Consider the following 15,981-nt stretch of genomic DNA (forward strand, 5'->3'; position numbering starts at 1 on the left):
GGACGGTGCCTCCGTTGTTTCCGTTGAGAAACATATGGCCTGAATTCATCGTTCGGATTAGTCTGCGAATGGTGGAATTCGAATTCGGAGTTTCCGAACGATGTTGAAGATTGACGGGATTGTCGCTTTCGTAGCCGTCGCCGAGGCGGGATCGATCAGCGAGGCGGCGCGACGGCTACGCCTGTCGAAATCCGTCGTCAGCGAGCGGCTGTCGGAACTGGAGAAGACGCTGGGGGCTATCCTGCTGCATCGCACCACCCGCAAGTTGACCCTGACGGAGGATGGCTCTGCTTTTCTGGAGCGGGCAATCCGCATCGCGCAGGAGGTTCGCGAGGCCGCAGCCGATCTCGCCGAGCGGCGCGGCACGCTGATGGGGCCGCTGCGCATTGCGGCACCCGTCACCTTCGGCCGGATGCATCTCGGGCCGGCCCTCTATCCGTTTCTCGCCGATCATCCGGATATCGAGCTGACGCTCGATCTCGACGATCGCCGCGTCGACGCCGCATCGGATGGCTATGATGCGATCATCCGCCATGGCCTGATTGCCGACTCGCGCCTTGTCGCTTGGAAGCTCGCCAGCAGCCGCCGCTTTCTTGTGGCATCGTCGGATTATCTGAGCCGCCACGGCATGCCCGCTTCCCTATCCGATCTCGAGAACCATCGCGGTATTTTCTACACCAATCGCGGCGTGGCGGATTGGCGGTTCCAGGGGCCGGACGGCGCCGCCGTCATCAGGGGGAAACTGGCATTCGGCGTCAACAATGGCGATGTCATTCACGACGCGGCCCTTGCCGGTCTGGGGATCGCATTGCTGCCGGCCTTCATCGCGGGGCCTTCGGTGAGGGAAGGGCGGCTTGTCGAGATCGATGTCGGCTACCGGCCGGAGCCGGAGTTCATCTTCATGGCCCATCCCGAAGGGCGCAATCCCTCCGCAAAGCTCAGGGCCATCGCCGACCATCTGAAGAAGGCATTCGGCGACCCGCCCTATTGGGAGCGGGAGTAATTCCAGCAAGAGCGTGATATGGTTTGCGCCCGGAATTGCGTGAAAGCGGATAGCTGTCCGACTACGCAATGAGGTTCATCAGATTGGCGATGACGGGCGACCGCTGCGCCTTGAGGCTGGCAAGGCCGAGACGCGCCACGACCGGCGGCCCGTCGATCGGCCGATAGGCCACGCCGTCGAGCTTGATCTGCGCGATGGACGCCGGAACGATGGAAACGCCGAGATTGGCTGCGACGAGATTGACGACGGAGGGGATCTGCGGCGCCTCCTGCGTCACCACGAGCTCGAAGCCCGCGTCGCGGCAAGCCCCGACGATATCGTCATAGAGGCTGAGCCCGACCATGCGCGGGAAGAGAATGAAGGGCTCGCCGGCCAATGCCGCGATCGGCACGCGCTCCTTCTTCGCCAATGCGTGATGCGCCGGCAGCGCGATCAGCATCGGCTCGTCGGCAAAGCGCTTCAGGCGCACGTCGCGCGGATCTTCCAGGCCGGGCCGGATGAAGGCTGCGTCGATCTCGCCGCGCACCAGCCGTTCCATCAGCGCATTGGTGTTCATCTCGGTGAGTGAAAGCCGCACTTCGGGCCAGTGACCGCGAAACTCGCGGATGGTCGCCGTGACGATGGTGTTGAAGGCGGAGGACGCGGTGAAGCCGAGCGACAGGCGGCCGATCTCGCCACGATTGGCGCGCTGGGCGGCCAGTTTTGCCTTTTCCGCGGCATCGACGGCGGTTCTTGCCTCGGCGAGAAAGGCCTCGCCGGCCGCTGTCAGCTCCGCTCCGTGCGGTACGCGGTGAAACAGTTGCGCGCCCACCTCGTTTTCCAGATCACGGATCTGTTGGCTGAGCGGCGGCTGGCCGATACCGAGATTGGCGGCGGCACGGGTGAAATTTCCTTCTTCCGCAAGCGCCAGAAAATAGCGGATATGACGCAGCTCCATCGCTATCTCCAAAAGCTATCAAGATCGCCTGTTCCATATATTGGACTAATGAGGCTGACCTGACTAGATTTCAAGGCAAGAAAGGTTGGATGCCCCGATGTTCCGCGCCGCCAGCAAGCAGCAAACCACTGCTTCCGAAGTCCCCTCCCGTCCCGAACTGACGCTCGTCAGGAACGAGCCGCCGGCCGAGCCTCGCCAGTTCCTCACGCGCGGCACGCCTGCCTTCCGCCGCGCGACCATAGCGCTGTTCCTCTCGGGCTTTGCCACCTTCTCGCTGCTCTATTGCGTGCAGCCGCTGATGCCGATCTTCGCCGAGGATTTCGGTGTTACGCCCGCCGCAAGTTCGCTGTCGCTCTCGCTTTCGACCGGCTTCCTGGCTTTTGCGATCTTCGGGGCGGCCGCCGTTTCCGAAAGTCTCGGCCGCCGCAGCCTGATGTTCATCTCGCTGCTGGGCGCGGCCATCTGTACGCTCGTCTGCTCGGTGTCGCCGAGCTGGCACATGCTGCTTATCGTCCGCGCGCTCGAGGGATTCCTTCTGGGTGGCGTGCCAGCCGTCGCCATGACCTATCTGGCCGAGGAGATCGAGCCGCGCGGCCTTGGCGGCGCCATGGGTCTCTATATCGCCGGCAATGCCTTCGGCGGCATGGCCGGGCGTGTCGTGACGGGCACAATCGCCGAATCCTTAAGCTGGCGGCCGGCGCTGGCCGCCGTCGGCATTCTCGGCCTGATCGCCGCCATCGGCTTCCTCTATCTTCTGCCGCCGTCGCGCAACTTTACCCCGCGCAAGGGCTTCGATGCCGCCTTCCATGCGAAGGCCTGGGGCGGCCATTTCGGCAATGCGGCGCTGCCTCTGCTGTTTGCCATCGGCTTTCTCGTCATGGGCTCCTTCGTCACGGTCTATAACTATGCCGGCTTCCGTCTCGTTGCCGATCCCTATGACCTCAGCCAGAGCGAGCTTGGCCTGATCTTTACCGCCTATCTTTTCGGTATCGTCGCTTCCTGGGCCGCCGGTCTCCTCGGCGATCGCATCGGCCATTTCGTCGTGCTGCCGGTGGGCGTGCTGATCGCAGCGCTCGGCGCGGCGGTGACGCTTTCCAGCTCCCTGCCGCTCATCATTCTCGGCATCGTTCTGGTGACGATCGGCTTCTTCATGACCCATTCCGTCGCCAGCGCGCTGGTCGGACGGCTGGCCCACGGCTTCAAGGGCCATGCCTCCTCGCTCTATCTGCTCGCCTATTATCTCGGCTCCAGCATTGCCGGCTCGGTCGGCGGCTATTTCTGGCTCGCCGATGGCTGGAATGCCGTGGTTGCCTTCATCCTCGTCATGCTGGCACTGTGTCTCGTCAGCGCCCTTGCCGTTGCCAGGCTGGCGCATCGTTGAGGCCGGAGGCCGCCATGATCCGCATCGACCATCTCGATCATCTCGTGCTCACGGTTGCGAGCATCGACGAGAGCTGCGATTTCTACGCCCGCGTTCTCGGCATGGGCATCGAAACCTTCGGCGAAGGCCGCAAGGCTCTCACCTTCGGCAATCAGAAGATCAACCTGCACCGCGCCGGGCATGAGTTCGAGCCCAAGGCCGAGCGGCCGACGCCGGGCTCGGCCGATCTTTGCTTCATCAGCGACACGCCGCTGGACGGCATCATCGCCCATCTGCGGGCCGAGGGTGTCGCGATCGAAGAAGGCCCTGTCCGCCGCACCGGCGCGACCGGCCCCATTCTTTCGGTCTATTTCCGCGATCCGGACAGCAATCTGATCGAAGTCTCCAACATCGTCTCCTGAGATCACACCGTCCCGCTGCCAGATCGCGCCCTTTTAAGGCTTGGCCCCGAACAGGCTTCTTGACATGCAGCCCATCGACCTGTACTTAACCTGTAAGTTAATTAACTTCATGGTTTATTATTCGTATGGACGCATTGAGCATGACCCTCTCGGCCCTGGCCGATCCGACCCGTCGAGCGATCCTGGCGCGGCTGGCGAGCGGCGAGGCGTCCGTCTCCGAGCTTGCCCAACCGTTCGACATGTCGCTGGTCGCTGTATCCAAGCACCTCAAGGTGCTTGAAAAGGCTGGCCTGATCTCGAAGGGCAGGGAGGCGCAGTGGCGGCCTTGCCGGCTGGAACCCAAGCCGCTCCGGCAGGTGGATGACTGGCTCGAAAGCTATCGCCAGTTCTGGAACGATAATCTCGATCATCTGGAAGACTACGCGGCGCTATTGCAAAAGGGAGGAGCGGATGACTCCGGCAAATAACAGCGGCAGTGGGGGACCGCTGCGTGAGATCGTATTGACCCGCGAGATTGCCGCGCCACGCGTCTTGCTGTTTCGCCTTTGGACGGAGCCGGAGCACCTGATGCGCTGGTGGGGGCCGCAAGACATGACTGCACCATCCGTTTCCGTCGATCTGCGCGAAGGCGGCACCTGGCGGCACTGCATCCTCACGCCGGAAGGCAGGGAGTATTGGAGCCACGGACGCTATCTGGAGATCGTCCCGCCCGAGCGCCTCGTCTTTTCCTTCGCCTGGGAAAACCCGGAGGGCAGGCCGGAGCATCCGATGCGGGTCACCGTGGAATTCCATGAGCTCGGCGAGAAGACGCGCCTCGTCTTCCGCAAGGCCGAACTACCCGACGATACCGAACTGAAGCTGCAGACCGGCGGCTGGGAACAGGCCCTCGACAAATATGCCGCCTATGCGGAAGCCTCCTCAAGGGAAGGATGAGCGAGATGAAGAAGACCTATCATGGAAGCTGTCATTGCGGCGCCGTCGCTTACGAAGCCGATCTCGACCTGCAGGGCGGCACCTTCAAATGCAATTGCTCGATCTGCAAGAAGAAGCGCAACTGGCTGGCAGTTGCCACACCGGCCGATTTCCGCCTGACCTCGGGTGAAGACAGCATCGGCGAATATCAGTTCGGCCCGCGCATCCTGCATCATCTCTTCTGCAGGAACTGCGGCATCAGTTCCTTCAACTGGGGTGAAAATCCGGCGCTCGGCGGCAAGTTCTATGCGATCAGCATCAGCTGCCTGGACGATGCCAGCGACGAGGAGCTTGCCACCCTTCCCATCGGCTATTTCGACGGCCGCGACGACCGCTTCGATCGCGCCGGAGGAAACACGGTATCTTTAGCCGTCCGGCAGCGACTCCCAGTCTTCGAAACGCAACTGGTGAACGCGCTCGAACTCTCTGACATTCCGCGTAATCAGGATCAGATCGCGGGCGACAGCTTGTCCCGCGATCAGAACGTCATAGGCGCCGATCGGCGTGCCGAGAGAAGCAAGAGATGCGCGAATCTCGCCAGCCCTGCGGGCATCTTCTCTATCGAAATCCAGCGTCTCGAATTGCAGAGCTTCCACGCGCGCAAGGTTTTCGGCAGTACGCTGTCCTTTATAGGCCCCATAGAATAATTCGTGGATGACGATAGAGGGAACCGCGAAATCCTGCGGCTTGTGTCTGCGAAGCTCGTTCACGAAGCCGGTATGTCCCTTCATCAAAGCGATAACGGCATTGCTGTCGAGCAGGTACTTCACTTGAAGATATCCAGCTCAAGGTGTTGCTGCTCGGCCGGTTCCTCCTCGGTGGCTTCTACGAAGTCTTGATCGACCGGCCCTGTAACAGCTTCCAGCCAATCCCAATCCTCGGCGATCGGCTCCAGAATGATTGCCTTCCCCTGCCGGCGGATGCGCACTTCCTCGCCATCGAGGCGGAACTCCTTCGGTAAGCGCACGGCCTGCGAGCGGCCGGACCAGAAAATCTTTGCAGTGTCCATGCCATGACTCCCTTGAGATATGACATTGATATATAGCAAGGGGGCAGCGATTTCAATTCGAGGCGTTATGATCCCGACTTTGTGGCGAGCCAGATGACGTGACGCGCACCCGTCTTGCCATTGGCCCGCGTATGGACCACCTCGGCGGCAAAGCCACTGTCGCGCAGGCGTTTCGTGAAACGCTCGTCGGGTCCTGACGACCACACTGCCAGCACACCGCCGGGGCGCAGTGCATCGCGCGCCGCCTTCAAGCCCTGATAATCGTAGAGGCCGTCATTGGCCTCCGACGTGATGCCGTCGGGACCGTTGTCGACGTCGAGCAGGATGGCGTCGCAGGTCGCCTTGCTCGCACGGATGAGCGGCCGGACATCGCCTTCGTGGATGGCAACGCGCGGATCATCGAGGCAGCCATCAAAGAGCGTTGCCATCGGCCCGCGCGCCCATGCGACGACGGCAGGAACCAGTTCCGCAACCGTCACCTTGGCGTCCGTAGCGAGTTCGCCGAGCGCCGCACGCAAGGTAAAGCCCATGCCGAGGCCGCCGATCAGGATATGCGGAGCCTTCCGGCCGTTGATCTTATCGCAGGAAAGCGTCGCAAGCGCGCGCTCCGAGCCGCTCAGCCGGCTGTTCATCAGCTCGTTGGTGCCGAGCATGATGGAAAATTCCTGGCCGCGTTGTTTCAGGCGCAGCTCGCCGCCACCGGGGATTTTCGCAGTGTCGAGCAAGGTCCAGGGGATCACGGGCAATTCTCCAAAGCAATTCCAGGAAAAGTGTGTAGCGGTTTTCCGTCCGGAATTGCGTGTAAAACAGGTCGTTTCGAATTGCCCGGGACCATAGTCTTTCGATGTCGAGAATAACAGATGCGCCTATCCCAAACGGATATAGGGCACGTCCTTTTTCGCAACTTCGTCCAGCGCCTCCTCATAGCCGGCGTCGGCATAGCGCATGACGCCGAGCGCCGTGTCGTTGGTCAGTGCATGGTCGAGCCGTTCGTCGGCGGCTTGCGTGCCGTCGGCGACCACGGTGACGCCGCAGCTCGTCATGTAGCCGGCATAGCCGCCGCCGCCGGAATGAACGACGACGAGATCGGCCATCGACGAGCAGAGCATCATGGCGTCGATCAGCGGCCAGTCGGCGATAGCGTCGGAGCCGTCCTTCATGCCTTCGGTCATGATGTTCGGATGCGCCATGGCGCCGGCATCGAGGTGGTCGCGCGAAAACGCGATCGGGCCTTTAAGCTCGCCGGCCGCCACTAGCTCGTTGACGCGGCGGGCCAGCGCCGTGCGCTCGCCATGGCCGAGCCATGCGATACGTGCCGGCAGCCCCTCGAAGGGCACATGCTGGCGGGCGAGGCGGATCCAGTTGGTGATGATCTTGTTGTCGGGGAACATTTCCAGCAGCAGATCGTCGATGCGGGCGATATCGCTTTCCTCGCCCGAAAGGGCCATCCAGCGGAACGGGCCGATGGCGCGGCAGAAGAGCGGCCGCAGATAGGCTTCGGTGAAGATCGGGATATCGAAGGCGTTGGCGACGCCGCCTTCCTTCGCCTGGGTACGGATGAGGTTGCCGTTGTCGAAGACTTCCGAACCCTTCTTCTGGAAGTCCAGCATGGCCTTCACATGCTCGACGATCGAGGCGCGGCTGGCGGCCATGAGCTGGCCCTGGCCGTCCTCGCGGAGATCTCTGACCTGTTGCAGGTTCATGCCCTTCGGCACATAGCCATAGACGAGATCGTGGGCCGAGGTCTGGTCTGTGACGATATCGGGCACGATGCCGCGTCGGGCAATCTCGGGATAGATTTCGGCCGCATTGCCGACGAGGCCGACGGAAAGCGCCCGCTTCTCCTTGACAGCCGCATCGATCATTGCCAACGCGGAATCGAGATCCGGGGCGATTTCCTGCAGATAGCCGATTTCCTGGCGCTTCCTGGCGCGCTCCGCATCGATATCGACGCAGAGGATCGCCGCACCGGCCATGCGGCCTGCGAGCGGCTGCGCGCCGCCCATGCCGCCGAGACCGGCCGTCAGCACGAAACGGCCGAAAAGATCGCCGCCAAAGCGGCGCTCGGCGATGCGCATGAAGATTTCGTAGGTGCCCTGAATGACGCCCTGGCTGCCGATATATTGCCAGGCGCCGGCCGTCAGGCCGCCCCAGCAGATCAGGCCTTTGCGCTGCAGCTCGTAGAACACCTCGGCCTTCGCCCACTGCCCGACGATGTTGCAGTTCGCCATGATGACGAGCGGCGCCTTGTCATGCGTGCGGACGAGGCCGATCGGCTTGCCGGACTGGATAAGCAGGGTCTGGTTCTCATCCATCTCGGTCAGAGCCTTGACGATGCCCTTGTGCGCCGCCCAGTTGCGCGCCGCCTTGCCGAGGGCTGCGTAGACGACGAGATTATCCGGGTCTTCGCCGACCGAGAGTACGTTTTCCAGCAGGCGCAGCAGCGCTTCCTGCCGCCAGCCCTTGGCGCGCAGCTCCGGGCCGCCCGGAATCGGGAATTTCGGATGACGTGGATTGGCTTTCGGCATGGAAATTCCCTTCCCTGTTTTCTTTGTTGGTGGTTCCAAGGGGCCGGATGAGGGGGCGCGGCACATGCCCGTCTTCGCTTTCGCTCAGCCGCTAGCTCTTTTGTCGCTCGGCCCCCTCATCTGTCCTTCGGACATCTTCTCCCCGCTGGGGAGAAGAGGAATACTCGTTCATTTCGGCGGCAGGCTTTCGACGAAGTCCAGCGCGGCCAGAAGCAGCCGCTTGTGCAGCATGTCGTTGCCATAGGCCCCCGGTCCGGCGCGGACCCAGCCCTGTATTTCGCGGCTGCCCGACAGCATTGGTTTGATATCGGGCAGTTCCAGCGCCCAGGCATCGTTGCCCTTGCCGAGGCGGATCAGCATCCCGTCGTCACGGGCGCCGCATAGGAGATGACCGTTGAGCAGAAAGGCCCAGCCGCCGAACATCGCTTTCTCGCTGAGCCCGGGGCGTTCCCCAAGCTCTTCTCGCAGCAATTCCTCGAGACCGGCGTCGCGGCCCATTCAAGCCTCCTGCGCCCCTTAGCTCTTCTTGCCGGCCAGAGCGTATTTGGCGATCTCGATCCCCATGGCCTTCTCGACGGAGGGATAGACTGTGGGGTCGAGCACGCTGGCAGACAGCGGAATGATGTCCATCGGCACATGCAGGATGAAAACCTTCATGCCCTCGTGCAACTGGCCGACGCTCAAGGGCTCGCCTTCCGGCGAGAGCGTGGTGATGACGGAGGGGAAGGTCGCGAGACGCTTGCCGCCGGTATCTTCCACGGCCATGTACTCGTTCATCACATGCATGACGACGGCCTTGTCGCAGCTGCCGACCGTGATGGTGCCGATATCGAAGGCTTCCTTCGTGTAGACGACATCCTTTTTGGTGATCGTGCCTTCGGCGAGGATATGGCCGCCGGTCGTCTTGCAGATGGCGTCGATGACGGCGCTGCCGCCCTTCTTTTCCGCCTCGATGATCGCTTCGCCGAGGGCGAGCGCCATGGAGATGCCGCCGAGCGCCGCATGCGTGCGGACGTAAGAAGCGCGCAGCGGGTTGCGGCAGGAAGCGATGAAACCGCCGGACTGGTCGGATGCCGCGCGCAGGATCGGCGAAATCTTCGCCGTCGCACCCTTCACGACCAGCTCGATATAACGGTTCTCGGCGCGATTGCCGCCGACAGCGGTCTGGATCATCTGTTCGGGCGAGCCGGCCATGCCGATCGAGCCCATGTCGCCGGTCGGATGGGCGCGGATATCGCCGACCGCGTCCACGACCTTCGTTCCGAGGATGGCCGACGGCAGCCAGCCGTTCAGCGTCGAGGACTTGCCGTTCTGGCCGATGATGAGGCCGGAAAGCTTCTCGCCGAGCTCGTCCTGCAGCAGCTGCGCGGCTTTCACGTAGTCGATGCCCTGCATTTCCCAGGGCGTGGTGGAGGCCGGCGCGCCGATGGCGGCTGCCGTGGCGATCCAGTCGTTGTCGTTGAGCTCATCGATCGACACCAGCTCCGGTTTGCCGACATTGACGGCCGCATAGCCGAGCATGCGGCCGTGATCGGCCCAGCCGCCGCCGCCGGCGGCATAAACGGAGCCGCCCTTGACGGCCGCTTCCACATCCTTGGCAACGAGTACGCGTCCCATTGACTACTCCCGGTTCTGTTTGAGGTTCTTGTCCATGTCGCGCACCGCTTCGAAAAGAACGGCCGCACCCATGGCGATGTCGTCATTCTCGGCCCATTCCTCGGCGCAATGGCTGCGGCCTTCCTTGCAGGGCACGAAGATCATGGCGGCGGGTGCCACCTTGGCGATCCAGGCCGTGTCGTGGCCGGCGCCGGAAGCCATGCGGCGATGCTTGGCGCCGACCGTGTCGCAGGCGCGCTCGAGCGTCTCGAGCAGCACGGGAGCGCCCGGCGTCGGCATGTTGTCGGAGACGCGCACCGGCGGGTTGATCGTCACGCCATAATCGGCGGCGATGGTCTTCACCTCGCCGTCGATCCAGGCCAGGAAATCCTCCATGTCGCTGCGGATTTCGGCGCGGCCGTCGATCAGCAGCACCACCTTGGACGGCACGACGTTGGCGGCATTCGGCTCGATGCGGAATTCGCCGACGGTCGCGGCGAAATGGCCCGGCGTCTTTGCCTGTTCGGCGGCGCGGCTCCGGATGTCGAGCACCAGCTGCGACGCTGCCACCAGCGCATCCGCGCGCCGGTCCATCGGCGTCGTGCCGGCATGGTCGGCGCGGCCTTCGACGGTGATTTCGATGCGGGTAATGCCGGCGATGGCGGTCACGATGCCGACATCCTTGTTCTCGGCCTCCAGCACCGGACCCTGCTCGATATGCAGCTCCAGGAAACCGACGAGATCCGGGCGTTTCTGAGCGAGCAGCACGGAGGGGTCGCCGCCGACCTCGGCAATGCCCTGCGCAAGCGTGCGGTCGCCGCTCACGCGGGTAAGCCACGCCTCGGGGATCTGCCCGGTCATGCCGCGGCTGCCGATGCAGGACACGCCGAAGATGCTGACTTCCTCGGCGAGGAAATCGACGATCTCCAGATCATGATCAAGCTCGATGCCGCGATCCTTCAGGGAACGCGCGACTTCGAGCGCCGCAATCGTGCCGGCGATGCCGTCGAAACGACCGCCATCGGGAACGGTGTCGGAATGAGAGCCGACAAGAATCGTGCCGAGGCCGGGCTTTGCGCCCTCGCGCCGGCCGATCAGATTGCCGGCGGCGTCCATGCGTGTGGTAAGCCCGGCCGCCTTCATGCGCGCCTCGATGTAGGCACGTCCTTCCAGGAAGAGCGGCGAGAAGGCGCGGCGTGTCCAGGGGTGGCCCGGATCGGTGATGCCGGCCAGGGCATCGATATCCTCGGCGATGCGGTCGGCGTTGACAGGCAGGTTGTGGCGCTTGGGTTCGTTCATCAGGCTGCTCCTCCGGCAAGAACTTGGCGAGGCAAGGGGCGGACGAAGCTGCCGGAGCCGGGTTCGGCCAGCACCTTCTGTCCCTCGGTGATCTGCTTGCCTCTAAGGTAGGCGGCGGAAACCGTCCAGGGCAGGCGGATGCCGTTATACGGGCTCCAGCCGACGACGTTGTTGCCGCTTGCGGCTGCGTCATAGACCGTTTCGCGCGGTTCCAGCACGACGATGTCGGCGTCCTTGCCCGGGGTCAGCGCGCCCTTGATATGATCGAGGCGGAAGTGTCTGGCCGGATTTTCCGCCATCAGCTTCGCAGCCCAGGTGAGCGGCACGCCGCGCTCCAGGGCGCCTTTGACGAAGAGCGGCACCATGACCTCCAGTCCCGGCACGCCGGAAGAGTTCGCCAGCATGTCCGGATTGTTCTTGCGGCCTTCCGACCAGCTGACGTGGTCGGTCGAAACCAGCCAGACATTGCCTTCCGCCACCTTGCGCCACAAGGTTTCCACTTCGGCGCGCGGGCGGATCGGCGGATTAATTTTCGCCTTGCCGCCGAGACGCCGCACATCGTTTTCCTCGTCGAGCGTCAGATAGTGGATGCAGCATTCGACCGTCGCTTCGAACCCGTCGCGGCGATAGGCGCGGGCGATGTCGTAGCCGCGGCCGAGCGAGCAATGCACGACATGCGCCGGGCAGCCGGTATCCGCGCCCGTCTCGAAGATCGTGTGCATGGCGAGCAGTTCGGTGATCGGTGGACGCGAGAGGCCGTGAGCGCGGTAGTCGGTGACGCCGCTGGCCTTGACCTGCTCCATATAGGTGCGGACCGCTTCGTCATCCTCGTTGTGGACGCCCGCGGTCAGGCCCGTTGGTGCGATCGCGCCGAAGCAGGCGTCGAGCAGGGCGGGCGGAATGCGCGGAAAACGCTTGGGATCGGTGCCGAAGGTGGAGAATTTGAACGCCGAAACGCCGGCTTCCACCATTTCGGCGATGCGGGCCGGGCCTTCTTCCGGATCGATGGTGCCATAAAGGGCAAAATCGACGCGCGCCTGCGGGGCTGCATGGTCGATCTTCTTCTTAACCGCCGCTGCCGAGCAGACGAGATTGCCTTCGTCATAGGGCATGTCGACGATGGTGGTGACGCCGCCTGCCGCTGCCGAGCGCGTTGACCAGATGAAATCCTCCTGATCCTTCTGGGAGAGGGAATGGACCTGCGCATCGATGGCGCCGGGCAGGATCAGCGCCTTGCCGAGCAGATGCCTCTCGCGCGCCGCCGGTGGCACGCCGATGCCGACCTCGGCGATCTTGCCGTCACGCACGGCGACGTAGCCGGCTTCCACGATGCGTTCAGGCAAAACCACGGTGCCTTGCAGAACAAGATCGAAATCGGCCATGTACAGTCTCTCCGCTCGTCGGTTGGTTCAGATAGCGATGGTGTCGTGATAGAGCCGCTCTTCGACCCGCTCCAGCGTGCCGAGCGCGAAGAAATCATCATAGGCGAGGATCGGCTTGTGGGCGATCATTTCCGAGACGAAGGCCTCGGAAGCAAGTTCCTCTTCGATCGCCTCGACTTCGGCCGAAAGGGGCCGGTCGACGACATAGAAATCCGCATGTTTGCGCACGACGTCGTAGAGCATGCGCGCCACGCCCTCCGGCTTGTCGCCGAGAATGTCGATCGCCTGGGCCGAAAGCAGGGCTTCCAGAGCCGCCAGGCGCTTGAGTGCCCGCATCTGCCGCTCGAAGCGCTCGATGACAAGCGGCAGGAAGGCGGCTTCGTCCTCCATTCCCCCCGCGACGACCAGAGACTGCGCCGAGACCGGGTTGGACATGGAAAGCACGCGCGAAAAGATCTCGCCGGCAAGCTTGATGATCGGGCCGAAGCCCGTGGCGATCTTGCCTTCCGGCACGAGGTTGACGGGCAGGCCGCGCCGCTGGCCGTTGCCGAGCAGGACGCAGCGATTGAAGGCGTTGCGCGCGGCATGGGCCATGCAGATGACGGCGCCTTCCAGGAGCACGGTGACATCGAGCGGAAGAGACCCCCCGGACGTCATAACGCGACCGTCGACGATGACGGGATTGTCGTCCGAGCGGCCGGTGGCGGCGAGAATCTTGTGCCCGGCCGTCAGGAGGTTCTCGATGACGGCGCCGAAAACCTGGGCCATCATGCGCAGGCTCAGCGGATCCTGCACATGGGTCGCGACCGGCCAGGGCCATTCTTCCGAGGCGTTGCAGAGCCAGGCGCCGATCAAGGCTTCGCGGGCGGTGCCGACATGGCGCACGGAAATCCAGGGATCGCGCGAGGCGCCGAGCGCGCCGGCGGCCATCATGCCGGTCGCCAGCAGCACGCGGATCGAGGAGGCGGCGTTGCGGGTGGTCTCGGCGGCGGCGGCGAAGCTGACGGCGTTGACGCTGAGCGAGGCTAGGCTGTCGCGGGGCAGCATCCGCACCGGGGCGATGCCGGCGGCATCGAACGCATCGGCAGCCTGCATGCGGCGGCCACGATAGACGGCCTCGCCGACGCCGGTCAGGACCGCGCCGATCTGGCCCATCAGGCCGATATCCGCGCAGCCGATCGAGCCCGTGCGCCTTACGACGGGAATGACATCGGTGCCAAGCAGCTGCAGATAAGCTTCGATCAATTCCTGCGAGCAACCGACCTGACCGGTGAGGGCCGTATTGACGCGAATCGCCATGGCATTGCGCACGACAGACATGGAGAAGGGCGAGCCCGTGCCGAAATGATGGGCGCGCACGAGGCCGAGATTGAACGCATCGAGATCCTCAGGAGACCACTCGACATCCTTCATGGCGCCGACGCCCGTCGTGGAGCCGTAGACCGGCAGGCCGGACTGGATCGTGTTTTCGAGAATGCCCCGCGCTAGCCGCACGCGCGCCATGCCGCTTTCCGACGCCGATGGCAGCGCGGCGCCCGCGCCGATCCGCACCAGGTCGCTGAACCCCAGGGGTTGCCCGGTCAGTTCGATGCCGGCTTTCTGACGCTCCATGTCTGTTGTTCTCCTTTTTCGCAAGGCTATGCGAGCCTTAGCGCCAATGGGATATCCCAAATGGCGAACACCTTGACGGGTGGCGTGTGACGTGAATTCTGGGGCGAGTCAGGCCGTGGCGCAACTCTGTGTTTGTCGGGTTATATAGCTTCGTGGAGGCGAAAGGCAGGCATGGCAAGGCGCCATGCATCCGCGGCGGCGGCACGCACGGATGCATGGGTGCGGGGAAGCTCTGCGGGTCAGCTCAAATGCCAGGCGATGTAGAGAAGCGCCAGCGCGATGATCCATAGCGCGAAACGGCCGGAGCGGCTGTGTTTGGCTTCGGCCCTGCCGATCGCCTCCGCCGTCTGCGGGTCGAATCGTAGGCCGTTTTCGCTCATGTGCAGCAGCTCGTGATGGAACTTTTCGGTCTTGGCGGCGATCTCTGGCGCTGCCTCGGCAAGCTTCACGGCCGCTTTCAAGCCATCGCGCAGATCGGTCATGATCCGCTTCGGCCCGAGGTTGGTGCGGATCCAGTCGCCGACGACCGGCTCCGAGGCCTTCCACATATTGAAGCGCGGATTGAGCATCCGCGACACGCCTTCGACCACGACCATGGTCTTCTGCAGCATGACGAGCTCGGGCCGTGTTTCCATATCGAACAGTTCGGTCACTTCGAAGAGCAGGGTCAAAAGCTTGCCCATGGAGATGGTTTCGGCCGGCTGTCCGTGGATCGGCTCGCCGATCGCCCGGATGGCCTGGGCAAAACTCTCCGTATTGTGATGGGCAGGCACATAGCCGGCTTCGAAATGCACTTCGGCCACCCGGATATAGTCGCGGGTGATGAAGCCGTAGAGGATTTCGGCGAGGAAGCGGCGTTCCTTGTTTCCCAGGCGGCCGACGATGCCCATGTCGACGGCGACGATCATGCCTGTGGGATCGACGAAGAGATTGCCGGGATGCATGTCGGCATGGAAGAAGCCGTCGCGCAGGGTGTGGCGAAGGAAGGACTGGATCAGCGTGTCGGCAAGCGCGTTGAGATCGTGCCCGGCGGCCTTCAGCCCCTCGACGTCGGACATCTTCACGCCGTCGATCCACTCCATGGTGATGACGTCGCGGCCCGTGCGTTCCCAGTCGACCTTTGGAACGCGGAAGCCCGGATCCTTCTCGGTATTTTCGGCGATCTCGGAGAGCGCGGCCGCTTCCAGCCGCAGATCCATCTCGACCTTCGTGGTCTGCTCGAGCGTCTTCGTCACTTCCACCGGTCGAAGGCGGCGGCTGGAGGGCATGAAGCGCTCCTGCATCCCTGCGACGAGATACATCGCCTTGATATCGTTGGAGAAGCGCTGGCGCACGCCCGGCCTGACCACCTTGACGGCGACGCGTTTGCGGCCTTCGGCCGTATCGACTTCGGCCGGATGGACCTGTGCTATGGAAGCCGCGGCGATCGGCTCGCCAAATTTGACATAGAGATCGTCGATCCGCCGGCCGAGCGAGGCTTCGATCGCCGCCGTCGCCGTCTCGTGCGGGAAGAAGGCCATGCGGTCCTGAAGCTGCGACAGGTCGTTGGCCATGTCGACGCCGACCACATCCGGGCGTGTCGCCAGGAACTGGCCGATCTTCACATAGGATGGCCCGAGCCGCTCGACCGCCTTGGCAAGCCGGTCACTGCGGGCCTGGCTCTTCGCCTTTCTGCGCGCGAAGATGCTGACGAAGGATTTGGCCAGGCTGACGGAGGGCGGCAGCCCTTCGGACGGGAGCGCCGTGACCACGCCTTCGCGCACAAGCACCCAGCCGACCCGGACGAGGCCTAAATATGCACTGAAAGCACTCATAGCGTCTCAAGGTCTCGGGGAGCGGAGGCCGTCAGCCGCATCGGATGG

At 63.6% G+C, this 15,981-nt stretch carries 16 protein-coding genes and 1 pseudogene; 6 read left to right on the forward strand and 11 right to left on the reverse strand.

Features of this window, described 5'->3' with window-relative positions; translation table 11 throughout:
• Positions 1-100 precede the first annotated feature (100 nt).
• Positions 101-1,003: a LysR family transcriptional regulator gene (locus ACQZ6J_RS07720; RefSeq protein WP_449083165.1), complete on the forward strand. Its 903-nt coding sequence runs from the start codon at positions 101-103 to the stop codon at positions 1,001-1,003.
• A 61-nt stretch (positions 1,004-1,064) separates the two neighbouring features.
• Here the strand turns inward: ACQZ6J_RS07720 and ACQZ6J_RS07725 are convergent, their stop codons facing one another.
• Complete coding sequence (locus ACQZ6J_RS07725) at positions 1,065-1,940, reverse strand: LysR family transcriptional regulator (protein WP_449083167.1); 876 nt, start codon at positions 1,938-1,940, stop codon at positions 1,065-1,067.
• Between the two features lie 97 nt (positions 1,941-2,037).
• Between ACQZ6J_RS07725 and ACQZ6J_RS07730 the strand changes: the two genes are divergently transcribed.
• From ACQZ6J_RS07730 to ACQZ6J_RS07750, 5 genes and pseudogenes are all read left to right on the forward strand, one after another.
• Complete coding sequence (locus ACQZ6J_RS07730) at positions 2,038-3,321, forward strand: MFS transporter (protein ID WP_449083169.1); 1,284 nt, start codon at positions 2,038-2,040, stop codon at positions 3,319-3,321.
• A gap of 14 nt (positions 3,322-3,335) precedes the next feature.
• Positions 3,336-3,722: a VOC family protein gene (locus tag ACQZ6J_RS07735; protein WP_449083171.1), complete on the forward strand. Its 387-nt coding sequence runs from the start codon at positions 3,336-3,338 to the stop codon at positions 3,720-3,722.
• A gap of 125 nt (positions 3,723-3,847) precedes the next feature.
• Complete coding sequence (locus ACQZ6J_RS07740) at positions 3,848-4,189, forward strand: ArsR/SmtB family transcription factor (protein ID WP_449083173.1); 342 nt, start codon at positions 3,848-3,850, stop codon at positions 4,187-4,189.
• Complete coding sequence (locus ACQZ6J_RS07745) at positions 4,173-4,655, forward strand: SRPBCC family protein (RefSeq protein ID WP_449083175.1); 483 nt, start codon at positions 4,173-4,175, stop codon at positions 4,653-4,655. Before ACQZ6J_RS07740 ends, ACQZ6J_RS07745 begins: the two co-directional genes overlap by 17 nt.
• Before the next feature lie 5 nt (positions 4,656-4,660).
• Positions 4,661-5,026: pseudogene (locus ACQZ6J_RS07750) on the forward strand (GFA family protein); the annotation flags it as partial.
• 33 nt (positions 5,027-5,059) lie between these two features.
• Here ACQZ6J_RS07750 and ACQZ6J_RS07755 read toward each other — a convergent pair.
• The 10 genes from ACQZ6J_RS07755 to ubiB all read right to left on the reverse strand — a co-directional run bounded on the left by ACQZ6J_RS07755 (position 5,060) and on the right by ubiB (position 15,933).
• The gene (locus ACQZ6J_RS07755; protein ID WP_449084149.1) at positions 5,060-5,464 is read right to left on the reverse strand and encodes a PIN domain-containing protein; all 405 of its coding nucleotides are present in this window, start codon (positions 5,462-5,464) and stop codon (positions 5,060-5,062) included.
• Positions 5,461-5,703, reverse strand: a complete 243-nt coding sequence (locus ACQZ6J_RS07760; protein WP_449083177.1) for an antitoxin — start codon at positions 5,701-5,703, stop codon at positions 5,461-5,463. Before ACQZ6J_RS07760 ends, ACQZ6J_RS07755 begins: the two co-directional genes overlap by 4 nt.
• 65 nt (positions 5,704-5,768) lie before the next feature.
• Entirely contained in the window at positions 5,769-6,443 is a 675-nt protein-coding gene (locus ACQZ6J_RS07765; protein WP_449083179.1) for a spermidine synthase, read from the reverse strand.
• A gap of 126 nt (positions 6,444-6,569) precedes the next feature.
• Positions 6,570-8,231 (reverse strand): urocanate hydratase, encoded by a 1,662-nt coding sequence (locus ACQZ6J_RS07770; RefSeq protein WP_449083181.1) that lies wholly within the window; start codon positions 8,229-8,231, stop codon positions 6,570-6,572.
• Between the two features lie 168 nt (positions 8,232-8,399).
• Positions 8,400-8,729: a TfoX/Sxy family protein gene (locus ACQZ6J_RS07775; RefSeq protein ID WP_449083183.1), complete on the reverse strand. Its 330-nt coding sequence runs from the start codon at positions 8,727-8,729 to the stop codon at positions 8,400-8,402.
• A gap of 18 nt (positions 8,730-8,747) precedes the next feature.
• A complete protein-coding gene (locus ACQZ6J_RS07780) occupies positions 8,748-9,848 on the reverse strand; it encodes a DUF917 domain-containing protein (protein WP_449083185.1) in 1,101 nt (366 codons plus the stop codon).
• A 3-nt stretch (positions 9,849-9,851) separates the two neighbouring features.
• Positions 9,852-11,126 (reverse strand): Zn-dependent hydrolase, encoded by a 1,275-nt coding sequence (locus ACQZ6J_RS07785; RefSeq protein WP_449083187.1) that lies wholly within the window; start codon positions 11,124-11,126, stop codon positions 9,852-9,854.
• Positions 11,126-12,508 (reverse strand): dihydroorotase, encoded by a 1,383-nt coding sequence (locus ACQZ6J_RS07790; protein ID WP_163984900.1) that lies wholly within the window; start codon positions 12,506-12,508, stop codon positions 11,126-11,128. Before ACQZ6J_RS07790 ends, ACQZ6J_RS07785 begins: the two co-directional genes overlap by 1 nt.
• A 27-nt stretch (positions 12,509-12,535) precedes the next feature.
• Complete coding sequence (locus tag ACQZ6J_RS07795) at positions 12,536-14,119, reverse strand: aromatic amino acid lyase (RefSeq protein WP_449083189.1); 1,584 nt, start codon at positions 14,117-14,119, stop codon at positions 12,536-12,538.
• Positions 14,120-14,358: 239 nt separating this feature from the next.
• The gene (gene ubiB, locus ACQZ6J_RS07800) at positions 14,359-15,933 is read right to left on the reverse strand and encodes a 2-polyprenylphenol 6-hydroxylase (protein ID WP_163984898.1); all 1,575 of its coding nucleotides are present in this window, start codon (positions 15,931-15,933) and stop codon (positions 14,359-14,361) included.
• Positions 15,934-15,981: the final 48 nt, after the last annotated feature.

This window comes from Rhizobium sp. A37_96, assembly GCF_053521765.1.

What these genes read in the sequence shown, in the direction of transcription:
- ACQZ6J_RS07735 (WP_449083171.1), top strand. Translation starts at nt 3,336, where the DNA reads ATGATCCGCATCGACCATCTCGATCATCTCGTGCTCACGGTTGCGAGC.
- ACQZ6J_RS07760 (WP_449083177.1), bottom strand. Translation starts at nt 5,703, where the DNA reads ATGGACACTGCAAAGATTTTCTGGTCCGGCCGCTCGCAGGCCGTGCGC.
- ACQZ6J_RS07745 (WP_449083175.1), top strand. Translation starts at nt 4,173, where the DNA reads ATGACTCCGGCAAATAACAGCGGCAGTGGGGGACCGCTGCGTGAGATC.
- ACQZ6J_RS07780 (WP_449083185.1), bottom strand. Translation starts at nt 9,848, where the DNA reads ATGGGACGCGTACTCGTTGCCAAGGATGTGGAAGCGGCCGTCAAGGGC.
- ubiB (WP_163984898.1), bottom strand. Translation starts at nt 15,933, where the DNA reads ATGAGTGCTTTCAGTGCATATTTAGGCCTCGTCCGGGTCGGCTGGGTG.
- ACQZ6J_RS07725 (WP_449083167.1), bottom strand. Translation starts at nt 1,940, where the DNA reads ATGGAGCTGCGTCATATCCGCTATTTTCTGGCGCTTGCGGAAGAAGGA.
- ACQZ6J_RS07790 (WP_163984900.1), bottom strand. Translation starts at nt 12,508, where the DNA reads ATGGCCGATTTCGATCTTGTTCTGCAAGGCACCGTGGTTTTGCCTGAA.
- ACQZ6J_RS07720 (WP_449083165.1), top strand. Translation starts at nt 101, where the DNA reads ATGTTGAAGATTGACGGGATTGTCGCTTTCGTAGCCGTCGCCGAGGCG.
- ACQZ6J_RS07740 (WP_449083173.1), top strand. Translation starts at nt 3,848, where the DNA reads ATGGACGCATTGAGCATGACCCTCTCGGCCCTGGCCGATCCGACCCGT.
- ACQZ6J_RS07795 (WP_449083189.1), bottom strand. Translation starts at nt 14,119, where the DNA reads ATGGAGCGTCAGAAAGCCGGCATCGAACTGACCGGGCAACCCCTGGGG.
- ACQZ6J_RS07730 (WP_449083169.1), top strand. Translation starts at nt 2,038, where the DNA reads ATGTTCCGCGCCGCCAGCAAGCAGCAAACCACTGCTTCCGAAGTCCCC.
- ACQZ6J_RS07775 (WP_449083183.1), bottom strand. Translation starts at nt 8,729, where the DNA reads ATGGGCCGCGACGCCGGTCTCGAGGAATTGCTGCGAGAAGAGCTTGGG.
- ACQZ6J_RS07785 (WP_449083187.1), bottom strand. Translation starts at nt 11,126, where the DNA reads ATGAACGAACCCAAGCGCCACAACCTGCCTGTCAACGCCGACCGCATC.
- ACQZ6J_RS07770 (WP_449083181.1), bottom strand. Translation starts at nt 8,231, where the DNA reads ATGCCGAAAGCCAATCCACGTCATCCGAAATTCCCGATTCCGGGCGGC.